Annotated in this window: 12 protein-coding genes; all 12 read left to right on the plus strand. The window is 41.4% G+C overall.

What is annotated here, in order from left to right; all coding sequences use genetic code 11:
- The first annotated feature begins 601 nt into the window (after positions 1–601).
- The 12 genes from ACW6PM_RS07070 to ACW6PM_RS07125 all read left to right on the plus strand — a co-directional run bounded on the left by ACW6PM_RS07070 (position 602) and on the right by ACW6PM_RS07125 (position 20,785).
- Entirely contained in the window at positions 602–1,642 is a 1,041-nt protein-coding gene (locus ACW6PM_RS07070; protein ID WP_456056682.1) for a hypothetical protein, read from the plus strand.
- Positions 1,643–2,347: 705 nt separating this feature from the next.
- Positions 2,348–3,370, plus strand: coding sequence for an Rpn family recombination-promoting nuclease/putative transposase (locus ACW6PM_RS07075; RefSeq protein ID WP_456056683.1), 1,023 nt, complete (start codon positions 2,348–2,350; stop codon positions 3,368–3,370).
- Between the two features lie 707 nt (positions 3,371–4,077).
- On the plus strand, positions 4,078–5,088 hold the full coding sequence (locus ACW6PM_RS07080; RefSeq protein WP_456056684.1) for an Rpn family recombination-promoting nuclease/putative transposase: 1,011 nt from the start codon (positions 4,078–4,080) through the stop codon (positions 5,086–5,088).
- A gap of 554 nt (positions 5,089–5,642) precedes the next feature.
- Positions 5,643–6,107 carry a type II secretion system protein gene (locus tag ACW6PM_RS07085; protein WP_456056685.1) on the plus strand — a complete coding sequence of 155 codons (465 nt, stop codon included), beginning with the start codon at positions 5,643–5,645 and terminating at the stop codon, positions 6,105–6,107.
- A gap of 52 nt (positions 6,108–6,159) precedes the next feature.
- Complete coding sequence (locus ACW6PM_RS07090) at positions 6,160–6,921, plus strand: prepilin peptidase (protein WP_456056686.1); 762 nt, start codon at positions 6,160–6,162, stop codon at positions 6,919–6,921.
- A gap of 185 nt (positions 6,922–7,106) precedes the next feature.
- Complete coding sequence (gene pilM, locus ACW6PM_RS07095) at positions 7,107–8,999, plus strand: pilus assembly protein PilM (RefSeq protein WP_456056687.1); 1,893 nt, start codon at positions 7,107–7,109, stop codon at positions 8,997–8,999.
- An 11-nt stretch (positions 9,000–9,010) separates the two neighbouring features.
- Positions 9,011–9,808, plus strand: a complete 798-nt coding sequence (gene gspM, locus ACW6PM_RS07100; protein WP_308649994.1) for a type II secretion system protein GspM — start codon at positions 9,011–9,013, stop codon at positions 9,806–9,808.
- A 119-nt stretch (positions 9,809–9,927) separates the two neighbouring features.
- Positions 9,928–11,331, plus strand: a complete 1,404-nt coding sequence (locus tag ACW6PM_RS07105; protein WP_456056688.1) for a type IV pilus modification PilV family protein — start codon at positions 9,928–9,930, stop codon at positions 11,329–11,331.
- A 2-nt stretch (positions 11,332–11,333) separates the two neighbouring features.
- Positions 11,334–13,649: a hypothetical protein gene (locus ACW6PM_RS07110; protein ID WP_456056689.1), complete on the plus strand. Its 2,316-nt coding sequence runs from the start codon at positions 11,334–11,336 to the stop codon at positions 13,647–13,649.
- Positions 13,650–13,736: 87 nt separating this feature from the next.
- A complete protein-coding gene (locus ACW6PM_RS07115; RefSeq protein ID WP_456056690.1) occupies positions 13,737–14,246 on the plus strand; it encodes a pilus assembly FimT family protein in 510 nt (169 codons plus the stop codon).
- An 84-nt stretch (positions 14,247–14,330) separates the two neighbouring features.
- The gene (locus tag ACW6PM_RS07120; protein ID WP_456056691.1) at positions 14,331–15,737 is read left to right on the plus strand and encodes a PulJ/GspJ family protein; all 1,407 of its coding nucleotides are present in this window, start codon (positions 14,331–14,333) and stop codon (positions 15,735–15,737) included.
- Between the two features lie 14 nt (positions 15,738–15,751).
- Complete coding sequence (locus tag ACW6PM_RS07125; RefSeq protein WP_456056692.1) at positions 15,752–20,785, plus strand: DUF5057 domain-containing protein; 5,034 nt, start codon at positions 15,752–15,754, stop codon at positions 20,783–20,785.
- Positions 20,786–20,946 lie beyond the last annotated feature (161 nt).

The following is a 20,946-nucleotide window of genomic DNA, read 5'->3' on the forward strand; positions in this document are numbered from 1 at the left end:
GTACTGGCGGTAGAACGGGGCTTCATCCCATGAGTCCTGGCTGGTGCACACTCTCTCGCTTGAGCTACGCTACACTGCCAAGATACTGTAGGAATTATGCTTTATAGCTTTACGATGCCCGACGAAACCGTCGAAACGCGCCGTCCGTGGCGCGGTTCTCCTTGAGCTCCCATCCGTGGGAGCTCATTTCTGTGTATCGTGTGCATAATTCGACAGTATCTAAGCAGCTTCGCTATTCGCTCATGCGAGAGAGCGTGCCCCAGCAGGTCTCAGGGGATGAACCCCTTACACTGTGGCAGAGGACTGTGCGGAAAAGAGCCTCAAAAAATACATTGACAACTGTTACACAATAGGCTACAATTCGAATACATGGTTCGGGTATGTTCTTTACCCGGTGATTTATCATGCTGTGTCAGCAACAAATCCGATTGTGCGTTAAAAATAAATATCAGCTAAAGTACCAGTCTATTCGTTTCTATGCGTGGCAGACATTTATTTGAGGAATATAAAGGGTTATTATCATTTGAAATTATGTATGCACAAAAAATGGGGCTATAAAAAAATGTGTATACAGATTTTATGTGGAAAACAGGAGAAGTGTATGATATACAGAAAAGTGAAGACAAATTTGTCCAGAACTCTTAGCTCTATAGAGCAGGACAAGGCAACCAGCGATGACTACGTGAAGTGTATTCTGGCAGATCCGCAGATAGCAGCCTATATAGTTCAGGCACTCGTGCCGGAATTTAAGGAAATGGAAGTCGAGAAAATAATTCCGTGTATTGGTGAGCCGACAGTAATGCTCAGATTTCCGGAAAGGCTTGGAGTTAAAATCCAGAACGTAAATAATGAGTCAGTTGATGAGGATGATGGAAAAATTATTTACGACATCAAATTTCCATTGTATTATAATGGAAAAAGAAGAGAATTTATCATCAATATTGAAGCACAGAAGAGCAGCAAAAAATCAAAGCTGGGCTACCGGTTGGAAAACAGGATTGCCTATTACATGGGAAGAATGATTTCTGAACAGAAGGGAACGGAGTTTGTAAATTCGAATTATGATGATTTAAAATCCGTATATACTATATGGATATGTATGGATACGAAAAAATCAGAGGACTCAATAATCGAATTTGGGATGAAATCCAGCCTGATTTATGGTAAAATAAAGAAAATACCACAGATTGATAAACTAAACGGTGCACTGATAAATGTCCGAACGAGAGCAACAAAAAATAAAAAGCAGTCTAAGAATAAACTCATAGGAATGCTGGAAGAGCTGTTCTCAAAGTCAGAGTTTATCGAGAAAAAGAAGATACTTGAAGAAGATTATGGACTTAAAATGAGCATGGAACTCGAAGGGAGGATGAGCGAGATGTGTAATGTGAGTGATTACTGGGAAGAGGTTGCAACAGAAGAGGGTAAGGAAATAGGTAAGGAAATCGGAGAAAGACAAAAGATAATCTCACAGGTTGTAAAAAAGCTGCAAAAGGACAAGAGTGTGGCGGAGATAGCAGATGACCTGGAAGAGAAAGAGGAGGTTATCGCTCCAATTTACGAAGCAGCATTGTCAATGAAGCCGGATTATGATGTTGAGAAAATCTATGAGCTTCTTGAGAAAAATAAGAAGCTGGCATAGCAGCTGCAGGTACTGACAGTAGGGCGGGGCTTCATTCCCTGAGACAGGCTGGTGCACATTCTCTCGCGTGAGCTACGCTGCACTGCCAAGATACTGTAGGAATTATGCATTATAGCTTTATGATGCCCGACGAAACCGTCGAAACGCGCCGTCCGTGGCGCGGTTCTCCTTGAGCTCCCATCCGTGGGAGCTCATTTCTGTGTATCATTTGCATAATTCAACAGTATCTAAGCAGCTTCGCTATTCGCTCACGCGAGAGAGCGTGCCCCAGCCGGCCTCAGGGGATGAACCCCTTACGCAGTGGCAGAAAAAGAAAAAATATGATGACAAAGCACAGCCTCTATGCTACAATCAACTCAAAGCATTATATTTCTGTAAGCGGCACCACATAACAATTTTTTACAGGTGCACACCACTTTGAAGAGGGCAGACCACTTCGCATCATTCTACAAAGGACATGGAAGTTTTCGATGCTTTATTTACCAATCAACAGCAGGAAAATTGAAATGCCGTATGTAGGCGGAATGCAGAAAATGCAGTAAGAAACAGATAAATGCAGTCAAAAAAGGCAGCAGAAATATACAGCGCGTTAATCATAATGTAAACATAAAAAAGAACAGCACATGTATATTTCATAAACTGTACCACTGTACCCTCATTGGCACCAAATTTTCCTGCTCACACAAGAGAACAGGAGGAGAAGGATTGAGCGCAAAAGACTCAATGGCAAAGGAATACTTTGCTGACAATGCCAGGTTTGCGGATCTGTGCAACAATATACTGTATGGAGGAAGAGAGGTCATCCTGCCGGAAAACCTTAAGGAAAGGGATACCACGGAGGTTCTGACCGCACTGGGGCTTGACAAAAAGACCATAGCGATGCAGAAGCTGAGGGATATCTTCAAAAATGCCAGCATCAAATATACCGGCAAATCATATGTCGTACTGATAGGAGTAGAGAATCAGTCTGATATACACTATGCCATACCTGTAAAAAACATGTTGTATGATGTCATGGCATACGGCAATCAGGTAAAGGAAACTGCAAAAAAACACCGCAGGGAAAAGGATACCGCAACTTCGGATGAATTTCTCTCGGGATTTACGAAAGAAGATAAGCTGATTCCTGTAATTACGATTACAGTGTATCTCGGGACAAAGGAATGGGATGGTCCAAGAAAGCTGTCGGATATGTTTGGTGATGTGGATGAGGAGCTTCTGCCATTCATACCGGATTACAGGATTAATCTGCTGGCACCGAGGGAGATAACAGACTTTACCGGATTCAGGACATCAATCAGGCAGCTTTTCGAGGTACTGAAGAATGCGTATGATAAGGAAAAAATGCAGGAAGTGCTGCAGAATGACGAGAAGTTTAGCAAGGTGGACAGAGAGACGGTCGAGGCAATCAACCTGTTTGCAGGAACGGATATAGACATAGATGAGAAAGAAGAGGTGATTGATATGTGTAAGGCGTGGGAAGATCAGAAAAATGAAGGCCGAGAATTAGGCCGAGAAGAAGGCCGAGAATTAGGAGAAAGACAAAAGATAATTTCTCTGATTGTAAAAAAGCTGCAAAAGAACAAGAGCGTGGCAGAAATAGCAGATGACCTGGAAGAAAAAGAGGAGGTTATCGCTCCAATTTACGAAGCAGCCTTGTCAATGAAGCCGGATTATGATGTCGAGAAAATCTATGAGCTTCTCGAGAAAAATAAGAAGTTGGCATAGCAGCTGTAGGTACTGTCAGTAGGACGGGGCTTCATCCCATGAGCCATGGCTTGTGAACATTCTCTCACGTGAGCTACGCTACGCTGCGAAGATACTGTAGGAATTATGCCTTATAGGTTTACTATGCTTGACGAAAACGGCGAAACGCGCCGTCCATGGCGCGGTTCTCCTTGAGCTCCCATCCGTGGGAGCTCATTTCTGTGCATCATGTGCATAATTCAACAGTATCTAAGCAGCTTCGCTATTCGCTCACGCAAGAGAGCGTGCACCAGCCGTTCTCATGGGATAAAGCCCCTTACGCTGTGGTAAAAAAAGAAAAAATTTGATGACAAAGCACCACCTCTATGCTACAATCAACTCAAAGCATTATATTTCTGTAAGCGGCACCACATAACAATTTTTTACAGGTGCACACCACTTTGAAGAGGGCAGACCACTTCGCATCATTCTACAAAGGACATGGAAGTTTTCGATGCTTTATTTACCAATCAACAGCAGGAAAATTGAAATGCCGTATGTAGGCGGAATGCAGAAAATGCAGTAAGAAACAGATAAATGCAGTCAAAAAAGGCAGCAGAAATATACAGCGCGTTAATCATAATGTAAACATAAAAAAGAACAGCACATGTATATTTCATAAACTGTACCACTGTACCCTCATTGGCACCAAATTTTCCTGCTCACACAAGAGAACAGGAGGAGAAGGATTGAGCGCAAAAGACTCAATGGCAAAGGAATACTTTGCTGACAATGCCAGGTTTGCGGATCTGTGCAACAATATACTGTATGGAGGAAGAGAGGTCATCCTGCCGGAAAACCTTAAGGAAAGGGATACCACGGAGGTTCTGACCGCACTGGGGCTTGACAAAAAGACCATAGCGATGCAGAAGCTGAGGGATATCTTCAAAAATGCCAGCATCAAATATACCGGCAAATCATATGTCGTACTGATAGGAGTAGAGAATCAGTCTGATATACACTATGCCATACCTGTAAAAAACATGTTGTATGATGTCATGGCATACGGCAATCAGGTAAAGGAAACTGCAAAAAAACACCGCAGGGAAAAGGATACCGCAACTTCGGATGAATTTCTCTCGGGATTTACGAAAGAAGATAAGCTGATTCCTGTAATTACGATTACAGTGTATCTCGGGACAAAGGAATGGGATGGTCCAAGAAAGCTGTCGGATATGTTTGGTGATGTGGATGAGGAGCTTCTGCCATTCATACCGGATTACAGGATTAATCTGCTGGCACCGAGGGAGATAACAGACTTTACCGGATTCAGGACATCAATCAGGCAGCTTTTCGAGGTACTGAAGAATGCGTATGATAAGGAAAAAATGCAGGAAGTGCTGCAGAATGACGAGAAGTTTAGCAAGGTGGACAGAGAGACGGTCGAGGCAATCAACCTGTTTGCAGGAACGGATATAGACATAGATGAGAAAGAAGAGGTGATTGATATGTGTAAGGCGTGGGAAGAACAGAAAAATGAAGGCAGAGAAGAAGGCAGAGAATTAGGAGAAAGACAAAAGATAATTTCTCTGATTGTAAAAAAGCTGCAAAAGGACAAGAGTGTGGCAGAGATAGCAGATGACCTGGAAGAAAAAGAGGAGGTTATCGCTCCAATTTACGAAGCAGCATTGTCAATGAAGCCGGATTATGACGTTGAGAAAATCTATGAGCTTCTTGAGAAAAATAAGAAGCTGGCATAGCAACTGTAGGTACTGGCAGTAGGACGGGGCTTCATCTCATGAGCCATGGCTTGTGAACACTCTCTCACGTGAGCTACGCTACGCAGCCAAGATACTGTAGGAATTATGTCTTAAAGATTTACGATACTCGACGAAAACGTCGAAACGCGCCTTCCGTGGCGCGGTTCTCCTTGAGTTCCCATCCGTGGGAGCTCATTTCTGTGTATAGTGTGCATAATTCAACAGTATCTAGGCAGCTCCGCTATTCGCTCACGAGAGAGTGTGTGCGCAAGCCGGGCACATGGAATGAAGCCCCTCACACTGTGCCAAAATATAGCCTGAAATATAATTTTTTTGAAAAAATATGATTTAAATGCAATAAATCGGTTAAAATTTGGTTAAAATTGCTAAAAAAGGCGAAAAAAATTATACAGTAATGATACTATTGTACTAGAAAACAACTTGCATTATGCTTTGATTTATGGTACAATGAGCGCATACAAACCAAAGAGATGCTGATAGGGCACAGCTCTTTGCACAAAAAACCATGTTATAATGAAAAGGAGAAAAGAACTATGGTAAAGAATGTATTTAAAAAGTTAGGAAAGAAACAGAAGAACAACAAAGGTTTCTCTCTCGTAGAGCTTATTGTTGTAATCGCCATCATGGCAGTGCTTGTAGGTGTACTTGCTCCACAGCTTATTAAGTATGTTGAGAAGTCAAGAGAGGCTACAGATATCCAGAATGCTGATAGCATTGCAACAACTGTAAAAGCTTATTATGCAGATGTTGAAAATGCTGATAATGTAACGGTAAAACTGACAAAAGCTGCTGCACCAGTAGTTACGGTTGGCGCCACAGAGGATACGGGTAAAAAATGCTTGACTGGATCAGGACTTGATGCTACTCAACTTAAAGGTAGTGGCTGGAATGATGGAATAACAATAACATATACCGGAGCTTCTGGCAAAATCACATATAAGCTTTCATCAAGTTATTATAAAGCAGACAATTCAGAGAGTATTTCAAAAAATGAATAATAAAAATTACATCAAGGGTAATTTAGAAACTATTTTTTAAGGACCACCAACCATGACCACAGAACTGATACCCATCTACATCTTAATATTTGCATTCGGTATAGCTATAGGCAGCTTCCTAAATGTCTGTATCTACCGCATACCGCAGCATGAGACAGTGGTGACCGAAAGGTCCCACTGCATGAGATGCGGGTATCAGCTAGCGTGGTACGATATGGTGCCGGTTTTCAGCTGGCTGTTTCTTCGTGGCAGATGCCGCAAGTGCAAAGAACCGATATCACCTCAATACCCTATTATTGAGGCGTTAAACGGTATATTATACATAGTAGTATTTGCAGTAAATGGACTTGAGCTTACGAGTGTCATCTACTGCTTTCTTACATCTGCACTCATAGTTTTGAGTGTGATAGACTGGAGAACATATGAAATTCCATTCGGAATCAATATATTTATACTGGTGCTTGGAATCCTGCATGTGTTTATAGACCACGACAACTGGTCTGAATATGTGATAGGATTCTTTTGTGTCAGCATATTTCTTGAAATCCTCCTTCTTGTAAGTGGGGGAAGAGCCATAGGTGGCGGCGACGTCAAGCTCATGGCGTGTGCGGGCCTTACAATAGGCTGGCAGAATATTACATTAGCATTTTTCCTGGGATGCATCATAGGTTCCGTGATACATCTGATTCGTATGAAAGTAACAAACGCAGGCAACAGGCTTGCGATGGGACCATACTTGGCAGTCGGAATATTTATTTCGATGCTATGGGGTGAGAAAATGATAACGGCATATTTGGCACTCGCAGGGTTTTGAAAAGTGTGTTATAATAAAGCGTGCTTGACACAAGCGCAGGCAATATGACTTACGGTGAGATAAAAGCAGAGTAAAGCACAGATATACCGAAATTTATATAGAAAGTTTGTAACTGTTCAGTACAGTTATGAAAGTTTTACAGACGTATACAGTGTAAAACAAAGATAAACATGGAGGATTAGGTTATGGCAAACAGGGTACTCGGCATTGAAATAGGGGAGAACCTTACCAGAGTAGTTGAGATTGATTACAAAGCAAAAAATCCAAAGATTTACAATATGTTCGGCTTCCCGACACCACCGGGGATGATTAGTGATGGAGTAGTACAGCCGGATGGGATGTTTCGTTCTATCTTATACAGTAAGCTTAAGGAAAAGAAGATTGCCACCAAGAAAGCTGTTTTTGTTTTAAATTCAGCGCGTATAGCAAGCAGAGATATTGAGCTTCCGCTTGTTAAGGAAAAGCAGCTTAGGGAAATGATTGCAATGAATGCATCGGATTATTTTCCGGTGGATTTGAGCCAGTACAAGCTGGTACATCAGATTATAGAGAAAATTGACAGACCGGAAGAAAAGAAATTACGTCTTTCGGTTATTGCTGTACCTAACGATCTTATTTTGTCGTATGGGGCTCTTGCGGCTGATTGCAGACTGCAGCTTGTAGCTCTTGACTATAGTGGAAATGCCATCAAGCAGCTCATGAGAAGAGAGATTCCGGGAGATGTGAAGGTGACTGTCAAGGTGGATGAGGTTTCTACCACACTGACTATCATGGATGGAAGCATGGTAAAGCTGCAGCGCAATGTCAATTATGGACTGGCTGATGCTATCGAGGAGATTCAGGATAGTGAGCTTTTCGGAGAGTACCTGTCATTTACCGATGCCGTCGATGTGGCACGCAGAAAGACCTGTCTTGCAATAAAGCCTGATGGCACAGTGCCGGATGAGCCTGCAGGCAGTGTCATGGATCCTATGGGGCATGAGATTGATTCGGAACGCTTTAAGAAGCTTCGCCTGAATGTGTCATATGCACTTTCTAATCTGATAAGCAGTCTCGGACGAGTGATAGACTACTATCAGTCGAGAAACTCGGATACTCCTATCGAGAGAATTTTCCTCATTGGCTTAGGTGCTGATTTCAGTGGACTCTCAAAGCTTTTGACCAATGAGCTGAATGTCAAGGTGGTTCCGCTCCAGCAGTTTGACGGCATACATGTGGCAAAGAACATCAACCTCGCAGAGGCAAAGCTGGCAGAGTATTTTAACTGTGTCGGATGTTCACTGAGCCCGCTTGATATATTAGACAGTAGGAAAAACAAGGGAATCGGTGCTCCGCTTATGGCAGGGGCAGCTGCAGGTGCTATGCCACCCGGCGGCGCACAGGCAGGTATGCAGGGAAATCCACCTGTTGGTCCAGATGGGAAGCCTCTTCCGGTACCGGCAGGGGAGGAAGCTGAAAAGCCTGTTTCTTTTGCAGTGCAGCTTCTCATTTTTGGTTTGTGCGTGGTAGTTGCAGTTGGTATCACGGCATACAGCATTTTTTCAAATCTTGTTTTAACTTCAGACAATATGACGCTTAAAGCGCGTGTCTCTGATTTGTCATATGCACAGAATATATATGATGTGTACAACCAGACCAAGAAGGACTATGACTGGACCAAGCTTCTTGAGAGCGCTTCATCCAACAAGAATGATGAGATAACAGGCTTTGTGGATGAGCTGGAGCAGAAGCTTCCGTCAGAGGCCAAGCTTGTGAATATGTCTGTTACGACTGATGGTGTTTCGATGACCATCAAGACAGGCAGCAAGGATATAGCGGCTGATGTGATTGCACAGCTTCGTACATTTGAGAGTATCATGGTATCCAATGTGTCAACCATCACGGAGGAGGTTGATGAGACCGGTGCTTCAAAGGTTCAGTTCACAGTAGATTGCACATATGTAAAGGCTGATGACAGTGCTGCCTCTGAATCGGGGGATGGCACAGGCAGTGAGTCGGCTGATACATCAGGGGATGCGTCATCACAGGCACAGTCGGATAGCAATTCATCATCAGATACAGACAGTACAAATCAGTAGGGGGTGTTAGGATGTCAACTAGAGATAAAAAGTTACTTATTATATTAGCGGGTGTTGCCATTTTAGCACTGACATATTTTTTTATTTTTATACCACAGTCCAATAAGAGGGATTCACTCAAGAGTGAAAATATGAACCTGAAGTCACAGTACAATCAGCTTTCAGCCCTTGCGGCAAAGGCGGATGACTACACAGAGAAGACAAAGGATATGTCTGATGCCATGCAGCAGGTGTATGACAATTTTCCTTCATATTTACAGATAGAAAACGGCATCATGGATGCGGTTGCTATCGAGAAATCTACCAATACAAATATTACAGAGCTTACAGTCGGCTCACCGACAGCTATTGATGTGAATAATCCGACCGGCGATGCAGGTACAGCTTCTTCGTCAGGAAGCAGTACAGACAGCAGTACCACGGATAGCAGTAATGCAGACAGTTCACAGGCCGCAGACAGCAACAGCTCTCAGTCACAGACAGGCGACGGCAGTGCAGCTGATGGCAGCACATCAACAGGCTCTGCAAAGTCTACGGTTACAGGCTATCAGCTTTATGATGTCAGCACAGTTATGGCATTCAAGACAGAGTATCATGGTCTTAAGGCTATGCTTGGAGAGGTGATTGGTTCATCACAGAAGAAGACTATCAGCACACTCAATGTGAGCTTTGACGATTCGACAGGCAAGCTGACAGGTGAGATGCTTGTGGATTCATATTTCCTGTATGGACTTGATAAGCCATATGAGGCACCATACATACCTGCAGTACCACATGGTACAAATAATCTGTTCGGTACAACAAACTAACTGATTATTATAATATTAGATTATTAGATTACAGGGCTATTGAGACATTAAGTGATAAATATTAAATGTTAAATTATTGAATTATGAGATAACAAAATACAAGAGGGGAGGAAGCAGATTTGAGAAAGCTAAAAAACGATGATCGAGGAGTAACACTTGTGGAGATTATTGTGTCGATTGCTATTCTCGCAATAATCGTGCTTCCTTTTTTGAATGCATTTGTTACTGCTACAAAGACCAATGTGAAGGCTAAAAATGAGATGAATGCCACACATCTGGCGACAAACATTATGGAGGGTATCGAGAAGAACTCCATGAAAACTCTGGCGTATCAGTTTAACTATCCGTCTGAGGGCTTTGACGTGACGGACGGCTTTAATATATCAGATGGAAGCAGTGCATGTGAGCTTCTCAAGAAATCGGATAAGTTTGATAATGTAAAGAGGCTTGAGGATATCAGTGCTGAGATTGTAAACAAGGACGATGTCATCACTAGCTGTATCCATAAGATTGACGCATCAGCCCAAATAGGCGATACATCACTTTGGGATTTCAGAGAGTCGGATGCGCACAAGTATTATTTTTATATGTCCGGCGTGCAGTCAGGCACAAAGAAATATAATGCACTTGTGACAGTGGATGCAAAATCTGACGCATCAAATAAAGATGAAACCGGAAAACCGAACAATAAGGTTACAGAGTACAACATGGACGAGGTGGCAGATATGTCGGCCATGGATGCAAACTTCGACTGCATGAGTGCAGATAGGTATTCTGCTACGAATATTATATCTGCATTAAACAATATGAATCCGGGCCTCAGTGTACAGCAGAGTGATATAAAGAGAACTATCACAATTGACATAGAAAAGAGTGGAGCTGCGAGCAATAAGGCTACCAAGGTGACGGTGTCGTATTCGTATTCTATCAAAAATGGAGTAAAAAAGACTTTTCCGGATCCAACCAGTGCGCTGAAGGATGATTATACCATGGTGATTTACGACAATTCTTCAGACACTGTGAACCATAATCTGAGAAATGTCTATCTGTTTTATAATCCATGGTACACATCGACCGGCAACACCTGGGATACGGCAAATGATGTCATCATTGTAAACAACAAGGACAAGGTCGACTGTACAGTAAATATTGTAAAGCAAAAGACTATATCGGATCAGTCAGAGCTGAGCACGAAGGAGAGTACATATAAGGCATATGTGAAGGTAAGTGAGCCGGGAAACCGTACAGGTCATGCTTATACTCATATAGCCACCAATCTGAATGTGGATATGGGAGCACCGGATAAGACACCTCAGCCAAATCAGGCTATATATGGCTTCAATAACAATGTAATTCAGAATGAGGTAAAGGCTATTGTCGATATAAAGAATCTGACAAGAAGCAAGGCATCTGAAAGGCTGTATAATGTGAAGGTAGCTATATACGAGAGTAAGGCTTCACTGGATGATATATTTAAGGATAAAGATCCGGTTGTTACGATGACCGGAAGCATGGGGTATTAATTATGAAGCGTAACGATAACCGTGGTGCTTCCTTTGTGATGGTTGTAGTTGCAATGGCTATAGTGGCTGTTTTAGCTGTGACTGTGCTGTGGATAGCGCTTATGAACCTCCAGATGAAGGTGACAGACGAAAAAAATACAGATAACTTTTACTCGGCAGAAGGTGTGCTGGATCAGATATGCACCGGTCTGCAGAGTGATATTTCCAAGGCTTACTCAGCAGGATATACCAAGGTTATGGAAAATTACTCTGACAGCAGCATAAATGAGGCCGGCAGACAGAGCAACTTTGCGCAGGAGTATTTAAAGAGCTTAAAGACCAGCCTGGAGTATGACAGCACCGGTATGACGTTTAATATTGGAAAGCTCATACAATATGTAGACCCGAAGCTTCTCGAGAATAAAGACAATCAGCCACATGCTGTTATCAAATCGACCAATGCCGATGTATACGGCAATGGTCAGCTCAAGGTGTACCAAAACCGTGTCGTGCTGAACGGACTAAGGGTAGAGTATACCGATGAAAAGGGATTTAAATCAATAATAGAAACAGATATTTCTCTGGGAGTTCCATCCATGAGCTTTACAGCATCGGGAGGTGTTCCGGAGCTTTTTACATATTCTCTTGTAGGAAACGAAGGTCTGAAAATTACATCAGGACTTAATAAAGTAAATCTATCCGGCAATCTCTATGCCGGCTGTGAAAATGCGGCAGACACAGGAACTTCTACTACGAGTGTTACTATTCCAAACAAAGCCACACTTGATGTAAAGGATACCAGCTATATGATTGCAGAGGGCGATATAGAGGTGGGAGACTTTGCCGGAAAAGATACTGGTACAATAAAAAAGAATATGGCGGGTGTACACAATGACAGTACACTTTCTGTTGATTCACAGTGTCAGCTGTGGACAAGCAATATAAATGTAAATGGTGCAACAGTCAATCTGGATGGCATGACATATGTGGCAGATGACATGACCTTAAAGGGTACAGGCTCAAAGGTCACACTTGGCAAGAATAATAAGAATAACAATGCAAAGTACGTAGGCTTCGGTAATGGAGGCGATGACAAGGAAAATCCTGTCGCAGGCGATAGCTCTGCTATTATCATAAACGGCAGGGAGGCATCGCTTGATATGTCAAATATCAGGGAGCTTATGTTGGCAGGAACCGCATATATCAATACACAGGCTATTGTAAACTCAAGTGGTGTGGAAAACAGCAATGTGGCTATGGGTGAGTCAATTTCTGTAAAGGGTGACCAGATAGCATACCTTGTGCCGCCTGAGTGCATAGGAACAAGTGGAGATGGTGCGGATGCCAAATCGCTTTACAATAAGAATCCACTCTCCTATAAGGAGTACAAGGATATCACGGCAACAGGACAGGATCAGACAAAGTATACTGAAGTTAATGCCAATGTGGTCAGCACAAAGACAGGCAAGGCTCTCTCGGCATATCTGCCGGAGTCAAAGACAATCGACAACTATATAAAGAAGGTCTTTGTTCCTTCTACCGGTAAGAATGATGATGGACTTGTATACTATTATGTCAATCTGCCAACGAACAAGGCTGCTGAGTATTACAGAGACTATTTTGGTGCAGACATTGACAAGCTCAAGAGATACACTAACTTCTATACTGACAGCATACAGGTAAATGAGGCTGCAAGCATCTATACTGCCGGAAATTACAGCATCTACGATGGCAGCAATTTAAGCCTTTTGAAGGGTATAGCTGATGGTGTAGACATGGATGCACAGTCAGATGCCTTACAGCGCACATATACTGCACTAAACTCAAAGCTTTTGACGAATTATGCTGATTTACCGGCAAATGCAGCAAGTGTTTCGCTTTTTACAAATATAGTTAACAATACCAATTTGCTGCAAATAGTGCCAAATTCCGGTAATAAACATATATTTGAGACTGAGTATCAGGGGAAAAAATATCAGGCAATTGTCAAAAACGGCAACTACACCTATGATGCAAATGACAAATCACACAATGTGGATATAATTGTTGCTACGGGAGATGTGACACTGAATGCTGACTTTACAGGTACCATAGTTGCAAAGGGCAGGATAATTGTAAACAAAGACCAGTGCGAGATTGATAATGGTACTCAGGAGCTATTTAAGGCATTGCTTCTTGAAAAGGTAAGTGATGCAGACGATGCACTGCACCTGTATGATGTGTTCATGGACGGTGCCAACTATCTGGGTAATGTTTCTTCTTTTTCAAATAAGAAAGAGGCAGATACAAAAATAGATTATGCTACGCTCATTACATACCAGAACTGGACCAAGGAGTAGAAAACAAGCGGCTTCTAAGGCGCAAAACAGCTGCGAAATATTTATATTTGACAAATTTTGACGATATATACAAGGGAGGAATCCAATATGTCTGTAAAAGAAAAAAAGAATAATGGTGGTTTCTCTCTGGTAGAGCTTATAGTAGTGATAGCGATATCTGTCGTACTTATAGGTGCGGCAACTATATCCATTCGCTCGGTCATGGGTGTTGAGGTGAAGCAGTGTGCCAGAAATATTGAATCGATAATTAATAAAACAAGAGTCACCACTATGGGAAAGGACAGCGCAGTTCTTGAGATATATAAGGATGCATCAGATGGTGCCTACTATTATAAGACGACCATAAATGGTACAGTATCTGCTCCGAGCAAAGTCGGAAAGAGCAGGATTGATGTTTACTATTCCATGAAGGATGATTATAGTGATAAGACACAATTGAACAGTTCAGGCAGTATAGTGCTTCAGTTTGACAGAAGCTCAGGTGCACAAAAGCCTGATGCCAATGGTAAGTACTGCAGCCGTATCTGGATTCAAAAAAACAGCACCGAAAAGGTTATCACGATATACAAGGAGACCGGCAAGGTGGTATGTGAGTGATTTACATAGTTTGATGTTTTATATTTTATTTTGACGCAAGGCTGTTATAAGGTTGTATGATGAAATCGGAGAGGAAGATGAACCATGAAACTTTTAAGGCGCATGAACAAATCAAATAATAGGAAAAACAGTGGCTTTACACTTGTTGAGCTTGTCATTGTCATGGCGATAATGGGAATACTCGGACTGGCTGTTGCAGGCTTTATCGGTACAAGCACGAAGCAGTATAAGTATGCTTCAAAGGACGTAGATTTACAGTATGAGGCACAGCTGACCATGAATCAGATAGGAGACCTCATAATTGATGCGCAAAAGGGTGTCAAGTATGAGCCTGCTACAGTGGCGGCGCCGGTGGAGGTGGCATCAGCAAATCCTGAGGCTGGTTATGTTGCAACTGCATCAGCAGAAGAGGGACAGGCAGAAGAAACATCATCTGAGGAAACATCATCCGACAGCAAGCTGATTATCTACAACAAGGATTGTACATACAATATCATATACAGACCATCAGAACACAAAATCTATCTGCGAAAGGATACACTGGATCCCGCAACAGGTGTGGTGAAGGCAGATGGTCAGGGCAAGGAATCTCTTATGGCAGAAAATGTCACAGGCTTTACCCCTGATTTAAGTGAGGCAGAAAGCAAGAACTCTGTCGGACTTGTTGTGGACTTTAAGGCAGGAGACAAGAAGTATACTTCAAAGCAGAACTTCACTATGCGCAATAAGGTACCGACCGGAGCAGATGTGGAGTATGTGGCACCGGTAGAGCCGATTTCTGTACATATATACTATGGTGGCAGAGATGTTTCAGGTCAGAGCATTTCATATGTCAGAAGAGATAATAGCAATGTCCTTGAATTTACATCTAAAATATTGGGTGGAAATAATCCAAGCCAAGAGGTTATATGGTCATACACCGGCAGGGCTGATGATTTGAATGGAACAACGTTTAATTCTTCCGGAAATACAGCAAAATTGTCTATCGCAGAAAATGAAACATCAAAGCAGTTTGTGGTTAAGGTGACTTCAAAAGAAGATGCTACCAAATATACATCTGTAACGATAAATGTGGTTGATACACGTAATTGGCTGACTAATCAGGAAATGCAAAATGTGTTGGTGCCAGGGGCAACATTGAAAACATGGCTCGAACCGGAAAATGTCAAAAATAGCGGAATAGAATACGATCCTGACGATTTTGAATGGCATATGGAATCCTATCAATACATAGATGGAACGAAAACTAAAATAAATAATGATTATATTTTAAATAATAATAGTGAAGAAAGAGTAGATTATGGTGGAGGTATTTATCTTAGTTATCATATTGATAAGACTAAGCACTGGAATGGGGATTTTAACCAGACAATTGCTGTTACGTCTGGATTCAAAAATAAAGAGTATGATATATTGATTTGGGTAACATTGAAATCAGATCCATCTATAGGATCAAATATTATTACATTAAGATGTAGGCCATATAACTAAAAGGAGCAATCGCAATGAGCAAATTAACAAAAAAAATAGTGGTTCCAATATCGCTCACACTTACAGGATGTCTCGTTGTGGCAGCTTTTGTGCTGAATGACAGCCTTACAAAGGTCGATGCAAATGTAGCATTCAATGGAATATCTGATATAGTCAGCTCACATGGCAAGGACAAGCCCTTCAATATAGTGGAGGTGGTGCCTGACAAGAAAATGGCATCCATTGGCTATCTGATCGACGGTCAGGAGCCTGACGATTGGTTTGGTACACTGTCAAAGATGTCTGACAAAGATGGTGCCGGTGTAAAAAACAGGTCTGCCTATATGGAAGGTCTGAAAACAAAGCTTGCGCCTATTACTACCGAGAAAAAGGATAATACAAAGCCTCTTTATTATGAGCCATATGAGGAGAGCTATGTCAGTCAGGGCGATGACTGGACAGAGCTTGCCCTTGTAGATATGGACAGAATAAACAAGGGTACCACCGGTTATAAGATGACAAAGCAGGCAGAAGGAGATTATAAGTTCAATACCGATTACCAGCTTGCTGTAAATGAAGATGGACTGCCTACAGGTCATTACAGACAAAATGTTGACCATTATGTTTTCATGCAGGGCGAGGATGAGACAGAAGATGGCTCAAATACAGAGACTGAAAATGGCAATCAAATTAAGGCACCCGGAAAAAGAGGCTACTACAGTGTTGCTTTTACTGCAGTCAAATTGCCGGATGGCATGACAAATACCCAGTATCTGGTACCGTCTGATAATTCACAGAAAGCTGATGGAAATACAGACAGCAGTACAGATAATACACCAGATACAGGCACAGCTGACGATACAGTTGAGAAGCATGTAGTCTATGCTATAAAGAGTTCATATGCAATCGTTTCCGATGAGAGCATGCAAACCATCGCAAAATATGACCCAAAGGCATATATTTATAGGACTGACAATTCAGATACTACCTCACCATATGAATTTGTTGCCAGGGCTGACCGGATGGCTGGTCTGCCTGATGGCAGTAAGCCGGATTATGAGAAGTATACATACTATACGGTTGAGATGGAGTATGTGCCTGCAGATAAAATCACTGATGATGAGACCTACTACGAGGTGAACACTGAGGTACCTATTGAGTTTAATTACGATGAGACCGGCGAGTATGGAGCAGTGCTTGATTCACAGAATCCATACGAGAAGATAGATGATGGCACACCGGACAATCAGTCGGCAGGTAACAAAGGAAAGGTAATCCTCACTGATACAGACGGATATTTTGATATAGTTAAGGACAGCCAGACATACACCTATGCGGGTAAGGGAAAAGGTGACTATATAATGGTGGCTGATAAAAACGGCTCGCTTGATTATCCTGTAAATACCACACACATATATTATAAGGGTGGTTTCAAGAACAATAACTGGTTCAGAAACGGTGTATTTAACCAGGAGGGAAAGACAGGCGATGATGATAAGACTGCCAATATGACTTTCAAGGTAAAAACGGTCACACCAAAGGAGCTTGAGCAGATAGATGTGTCAACAATTGATTTACTCTATCTTTCCGGCTCAAAGTCCATCCTTTCAAAGGATTTAGGAGACGATGCTGCAAAATATAATGCTGATAATGACATTACATGGGACAAGGTAAAGCAGATAGTCCAGCGTGTACATCAGAGTGGTATCATGATGCCTGTTATAGTGGATAATGGTATTGTGTGGGCTTCTTCATCTGCAGATTACTCAAGTAATATTAAAAAGCTTGCAGGTCTTTTGAGCTGTAACAATTTCAGTTCCTTGAATTTTACAAAGGACTCTGCTGATAATTTTATTAACTGGAATGATAACAAGGTCATAACGTATTACAAAGTTGACAGTTCAACTCGTACACATGGCTATGTGGTTGGCAACGAATATGTTATTCCACGAAACTATTATCCTGATAAGGATGTGCCATTTGTTTTAAGAGATGATTTTGCTTCTGCGTTTATTGAAAATGAAGATGAAACACAGTTTGTCAATGCTGCTAAAAATGAGAATTTTGACGAGATAGCAGAGTACATCAACTCAGAGAATACAAGCAGGAAAAATGAAAATAATACTCTGGGACAGGAAAAGTATGAATACTATGACAAGAAGATTTCAAAGGCAATAGTTTTAAGCTATATCATATCGTATTCTGATAAGAGGGATGTCGCAAAACCGATGGATGAGCTCAACATCCTTGATATAGAGCCGGGCATGAATACCGGAAGCGTCCCGGGTATTATTAGTGACCTGAAAAAGAATCTTAAGTCATGGCTTGGCTCTAACTGCCCGGCTGAAGACAAGATAAATATCACCTGTGTCAACAGCTCAGAGTTTATAGGCCGAATTGAGGATTTGAACAATTACGACATGATACATATGGGGCTGTGTTGGCATAATTTGAATTGGGGTCATGAGAATGGGAACGAAGAGTGGATAAGTGTATATAATGATTCTTCCATGAATGGGCTTATTTATTCTAATGTTGGTGATATAGTTGTTATAGATCCAAGTTCTATAAGTAAAGATGAGAACGGATTTACACGCTCTAACGGACATGCGGGGTTACTTGACAGCGATTATTTGACTAAATATGATGGTGAATTAGGACTTGAAACCAAGTTGACAAAACCAGATGATAAGAACTATGTGAATGCCGTAAATACATATAGGGGCTCCGGAAATGATATTACAATCGAGAAAGTAGAGGCTTTAAACAATTATTTGAAAGCCGGTTATCCTATTGTGGTAGACAAAGGCTTTTATAAGTATGATAATAGTGAAACAGTAAATGATTATTATATTGACAATTGTTCAAATATATATGATTTTTTAAAAACAAATACTTTGGATGATCACATAATAAAGACATACTCTGATAATCACCTGTCAAAGGACCTATATACCAACCTCACTGCCGAAAAACCGCAGATCAAGGTCAAGGAGCAGAAGAAAGAGGAAGACAAGGACTATGTAAAGCTTGAGGATAATCACATAGTACTTGAGTTTAGTATCAATAACCGAGGTGGAGCAGATGCCAATGCATCCTTTGATTTAGGTTTTTATCTTGATACAAATGCGGATGGTAAGTTTTCACCTACACAGGAAAAGATAGCCGGAAACAATGTACAGATTTATCAGGATGGTACTCTTGTGAGTCCACAGCTTGATGTAAATGGAGAATATTACTATAATCTAAAGGCTGGAAAATATAACTATAAACTGGTTTATGAACTGCCTACACAGTTTGTAGGTGTTATTCCGTGGCAGCTTAGGGCATCGCAGACTACGAATTCATATCGTTATGATGTGACAGGAGGATATTTTTACAAGCAGGCAAACAGTAATCAAAAGCAGCATATTAAGATTTTGCAGATTAATACATCAAAAGGAAATAACGGCAATTACCTTGCAGGGGATACTACATTTAATATGCAAAAGGAAAAGGATAATTCAAATTCAGAATTTGCAAAGCTTTTAAAGCAGGTTACAGATTTTGAACTTGACATTACAACTCTTGCGGGAGATTCTGATGAATTTAAGACTCTTTGTAAAAATGACAAGGTCAAGGATTATGATATGCTTGTAATTGGATTCTCAGATTGTTATGAGATTTATAATGATAGTGGACAGGTGGATAAAATAAGAGAATTTATCCAGTCTGGCAAAGCAGTATTATTTACCCATGATACTACATCTCTTAGCAATAATAAGTATACAGAAACATACAGAGTATGGAATAAATATCCATGGGGTGGAAATATAGTAAGAAACAATACCTGGGGCTATGAATTCAACACCATTGTAAGAGATGTCGTTGGAATGGACAGGTATGGTATATTGAATAGTTCTGCTTTGAAAAAGGGAAATACTCTTACTAAGGGAACGGCAGACTTTGAGGCAGCGGTGAGCTATGCAACAGAACATAAAACGGATTTGGCATATCAGCCTAGGTCAAATAAGACAGTAATTACCAGACAGAATCAGGGCTTCGTGTATGGCGATTTGAATTCAAATCAAAATACGGGGTATGGCGGTTACAGACTATATGGACAGTTGTGGAATGATATGGGCCACACCTATAATGCTACAAAGGTGAATTCCGGACAGATTACTACATATCCGTTCAAGATTTCCGACAAGATAAATATTTCTGACACACACAGGCAGTACTATCAGCTCGATTTTAATGAGGACAGTGACAATGATGGTGAGAGTGATATTGTTGTCTGGTATACACTTTCAGATCAGGGGATTTACAATGCTTCACCTAAGGATGTACGAAATAACTACTATATCTACACCAAGGGCAATGTCACATACTCAGGTGTAGGACATTCCAATGTCACAGGTTCGATTGATGAGCTAAAGCTCTACATCAACACCATGATTGCGGCATACAGTGTTGTAGAGCATGCACCTGCTATTTCATTAAAAGAGGGCTACGACCCTAAGTCAGCAGATATCAGTACTATTTACTCGACAATAGATGCTGCTATACAGCAGGATGAGGAAGCAAAGACAAATGGTAATCCTGATGCTGCGAGACTGGATGTAGATAATGATGGCAATATTGCCACACAGGATGTATATTTTACTGTTAAGGATACCAACATGCTTCGTAACCAGGTAGATAAGGATACGACTGTCAATATGAGCTTTTTTATCGAGGGTACAGAGGATGACCATGATAAGGAGATAGATGACGATGGCAATACAATCTACCTGAAGGAGATGAAGAACTGGCAGATTTATTCACTGCATGATGATGGCTCAGAGGCTGACCCTATAGGACTATCAGAAGCAGGAAATAACAGAACCTTCTTTGCAAACAATAAGACCTATAAGGTTAAGGTACCTCTAGCGACTCTGCCGGCAGGACAGAATTCCATCAAGGTATATGCAGTGGCAAGCAGTAATATCACTGTCATGCAGAACAACGAGCCGGTTAATAAGAAGACACCGGAGGCATACAAGACCTTCCAGATACAGCGTGTAGGACTTGCTGATTTGGATTAGTTTTCAAAGGCTCCTAGCTATCACATACTTTTCGATTAAGCGCAATTTATCAAACAGAGACTTATATAAACCATTTATATAGTCTCTGTTTTTTTACTGTTTCTTTATACTTTCTTTATTGAATTATCCGCGCTAATTGATAAAATAGATAGTATGCGCAC

It is taken from the genome of Agathobacter sp. (genome assembly GCF_977054825.1).

Excerpts from the sequence above, each read along its gene's own strand:
- ACW6PM_RS07070 (WP_456056682.1), top strand. The coding sequence starts at position 602 with ATGATATACAGAAAAGTGAAGACAAATTTGTCCAGAACTCTTAGCTCT.
- ACW6PM_RS07085 (WP_456056685.1), top strand. The coding sequence starts at position 5,643 with ATGGTAAAGAATGTATTTAAAAAGTTAGGAAAGAAACAGAAGAACAAC.
- ACW6PM_RS07090 (WP_456056686.1), top strand. The coding sequence starts at position 6,160 with ATGACCACAGAACTGATACCCATCTACATCTTAATATTTGCATTCGGT.
- pilM (WP_456056687.1), top strand. The coding sequence starts at position 7,107 with ATGGCAAACAGGGTACTCGGCATTGAAATAGGGGAGAACCTTACCAGA.
- gspM (WP_308649994.1), top strand. The coding sequence starts at position 9,011 with ATGTCAACTAGAGATAAAAAGTTACTTATTATATTAGCGGGTGTTGCC.
- ACW6PM_RS07110 (WP_456056689.1), top strand. The coding sequence starts at position 11,334 with ATGAAGCGTAACGATAACCGTGGTGCTTCCTTTGTGATGGTTGTAGTT.
- ACW6PM_RS07115 (WP_456056690.1), top strand. The coding sequence starts at position 13,737 with ATGTCTGTAAAAGAAAAAAAGAATAATGGTGGTTTCTCTCTGGTAGAG.
- ACW6PM_RS07120 (WP_456056691.1), top strand. The coding sequence starts at position 14,331 with ATGAAACTTTTAAGGCGCATGAACAAATCAAATAATAGGAAAAACAGT.
- ACW6PM_RS07125 (WP_456056692.1), top strand. The coding sequence starts at position 15,752 with ATGAGCAAATTAACAAAAAAAATAGTGGTTCCAATATCGCTCACACTT.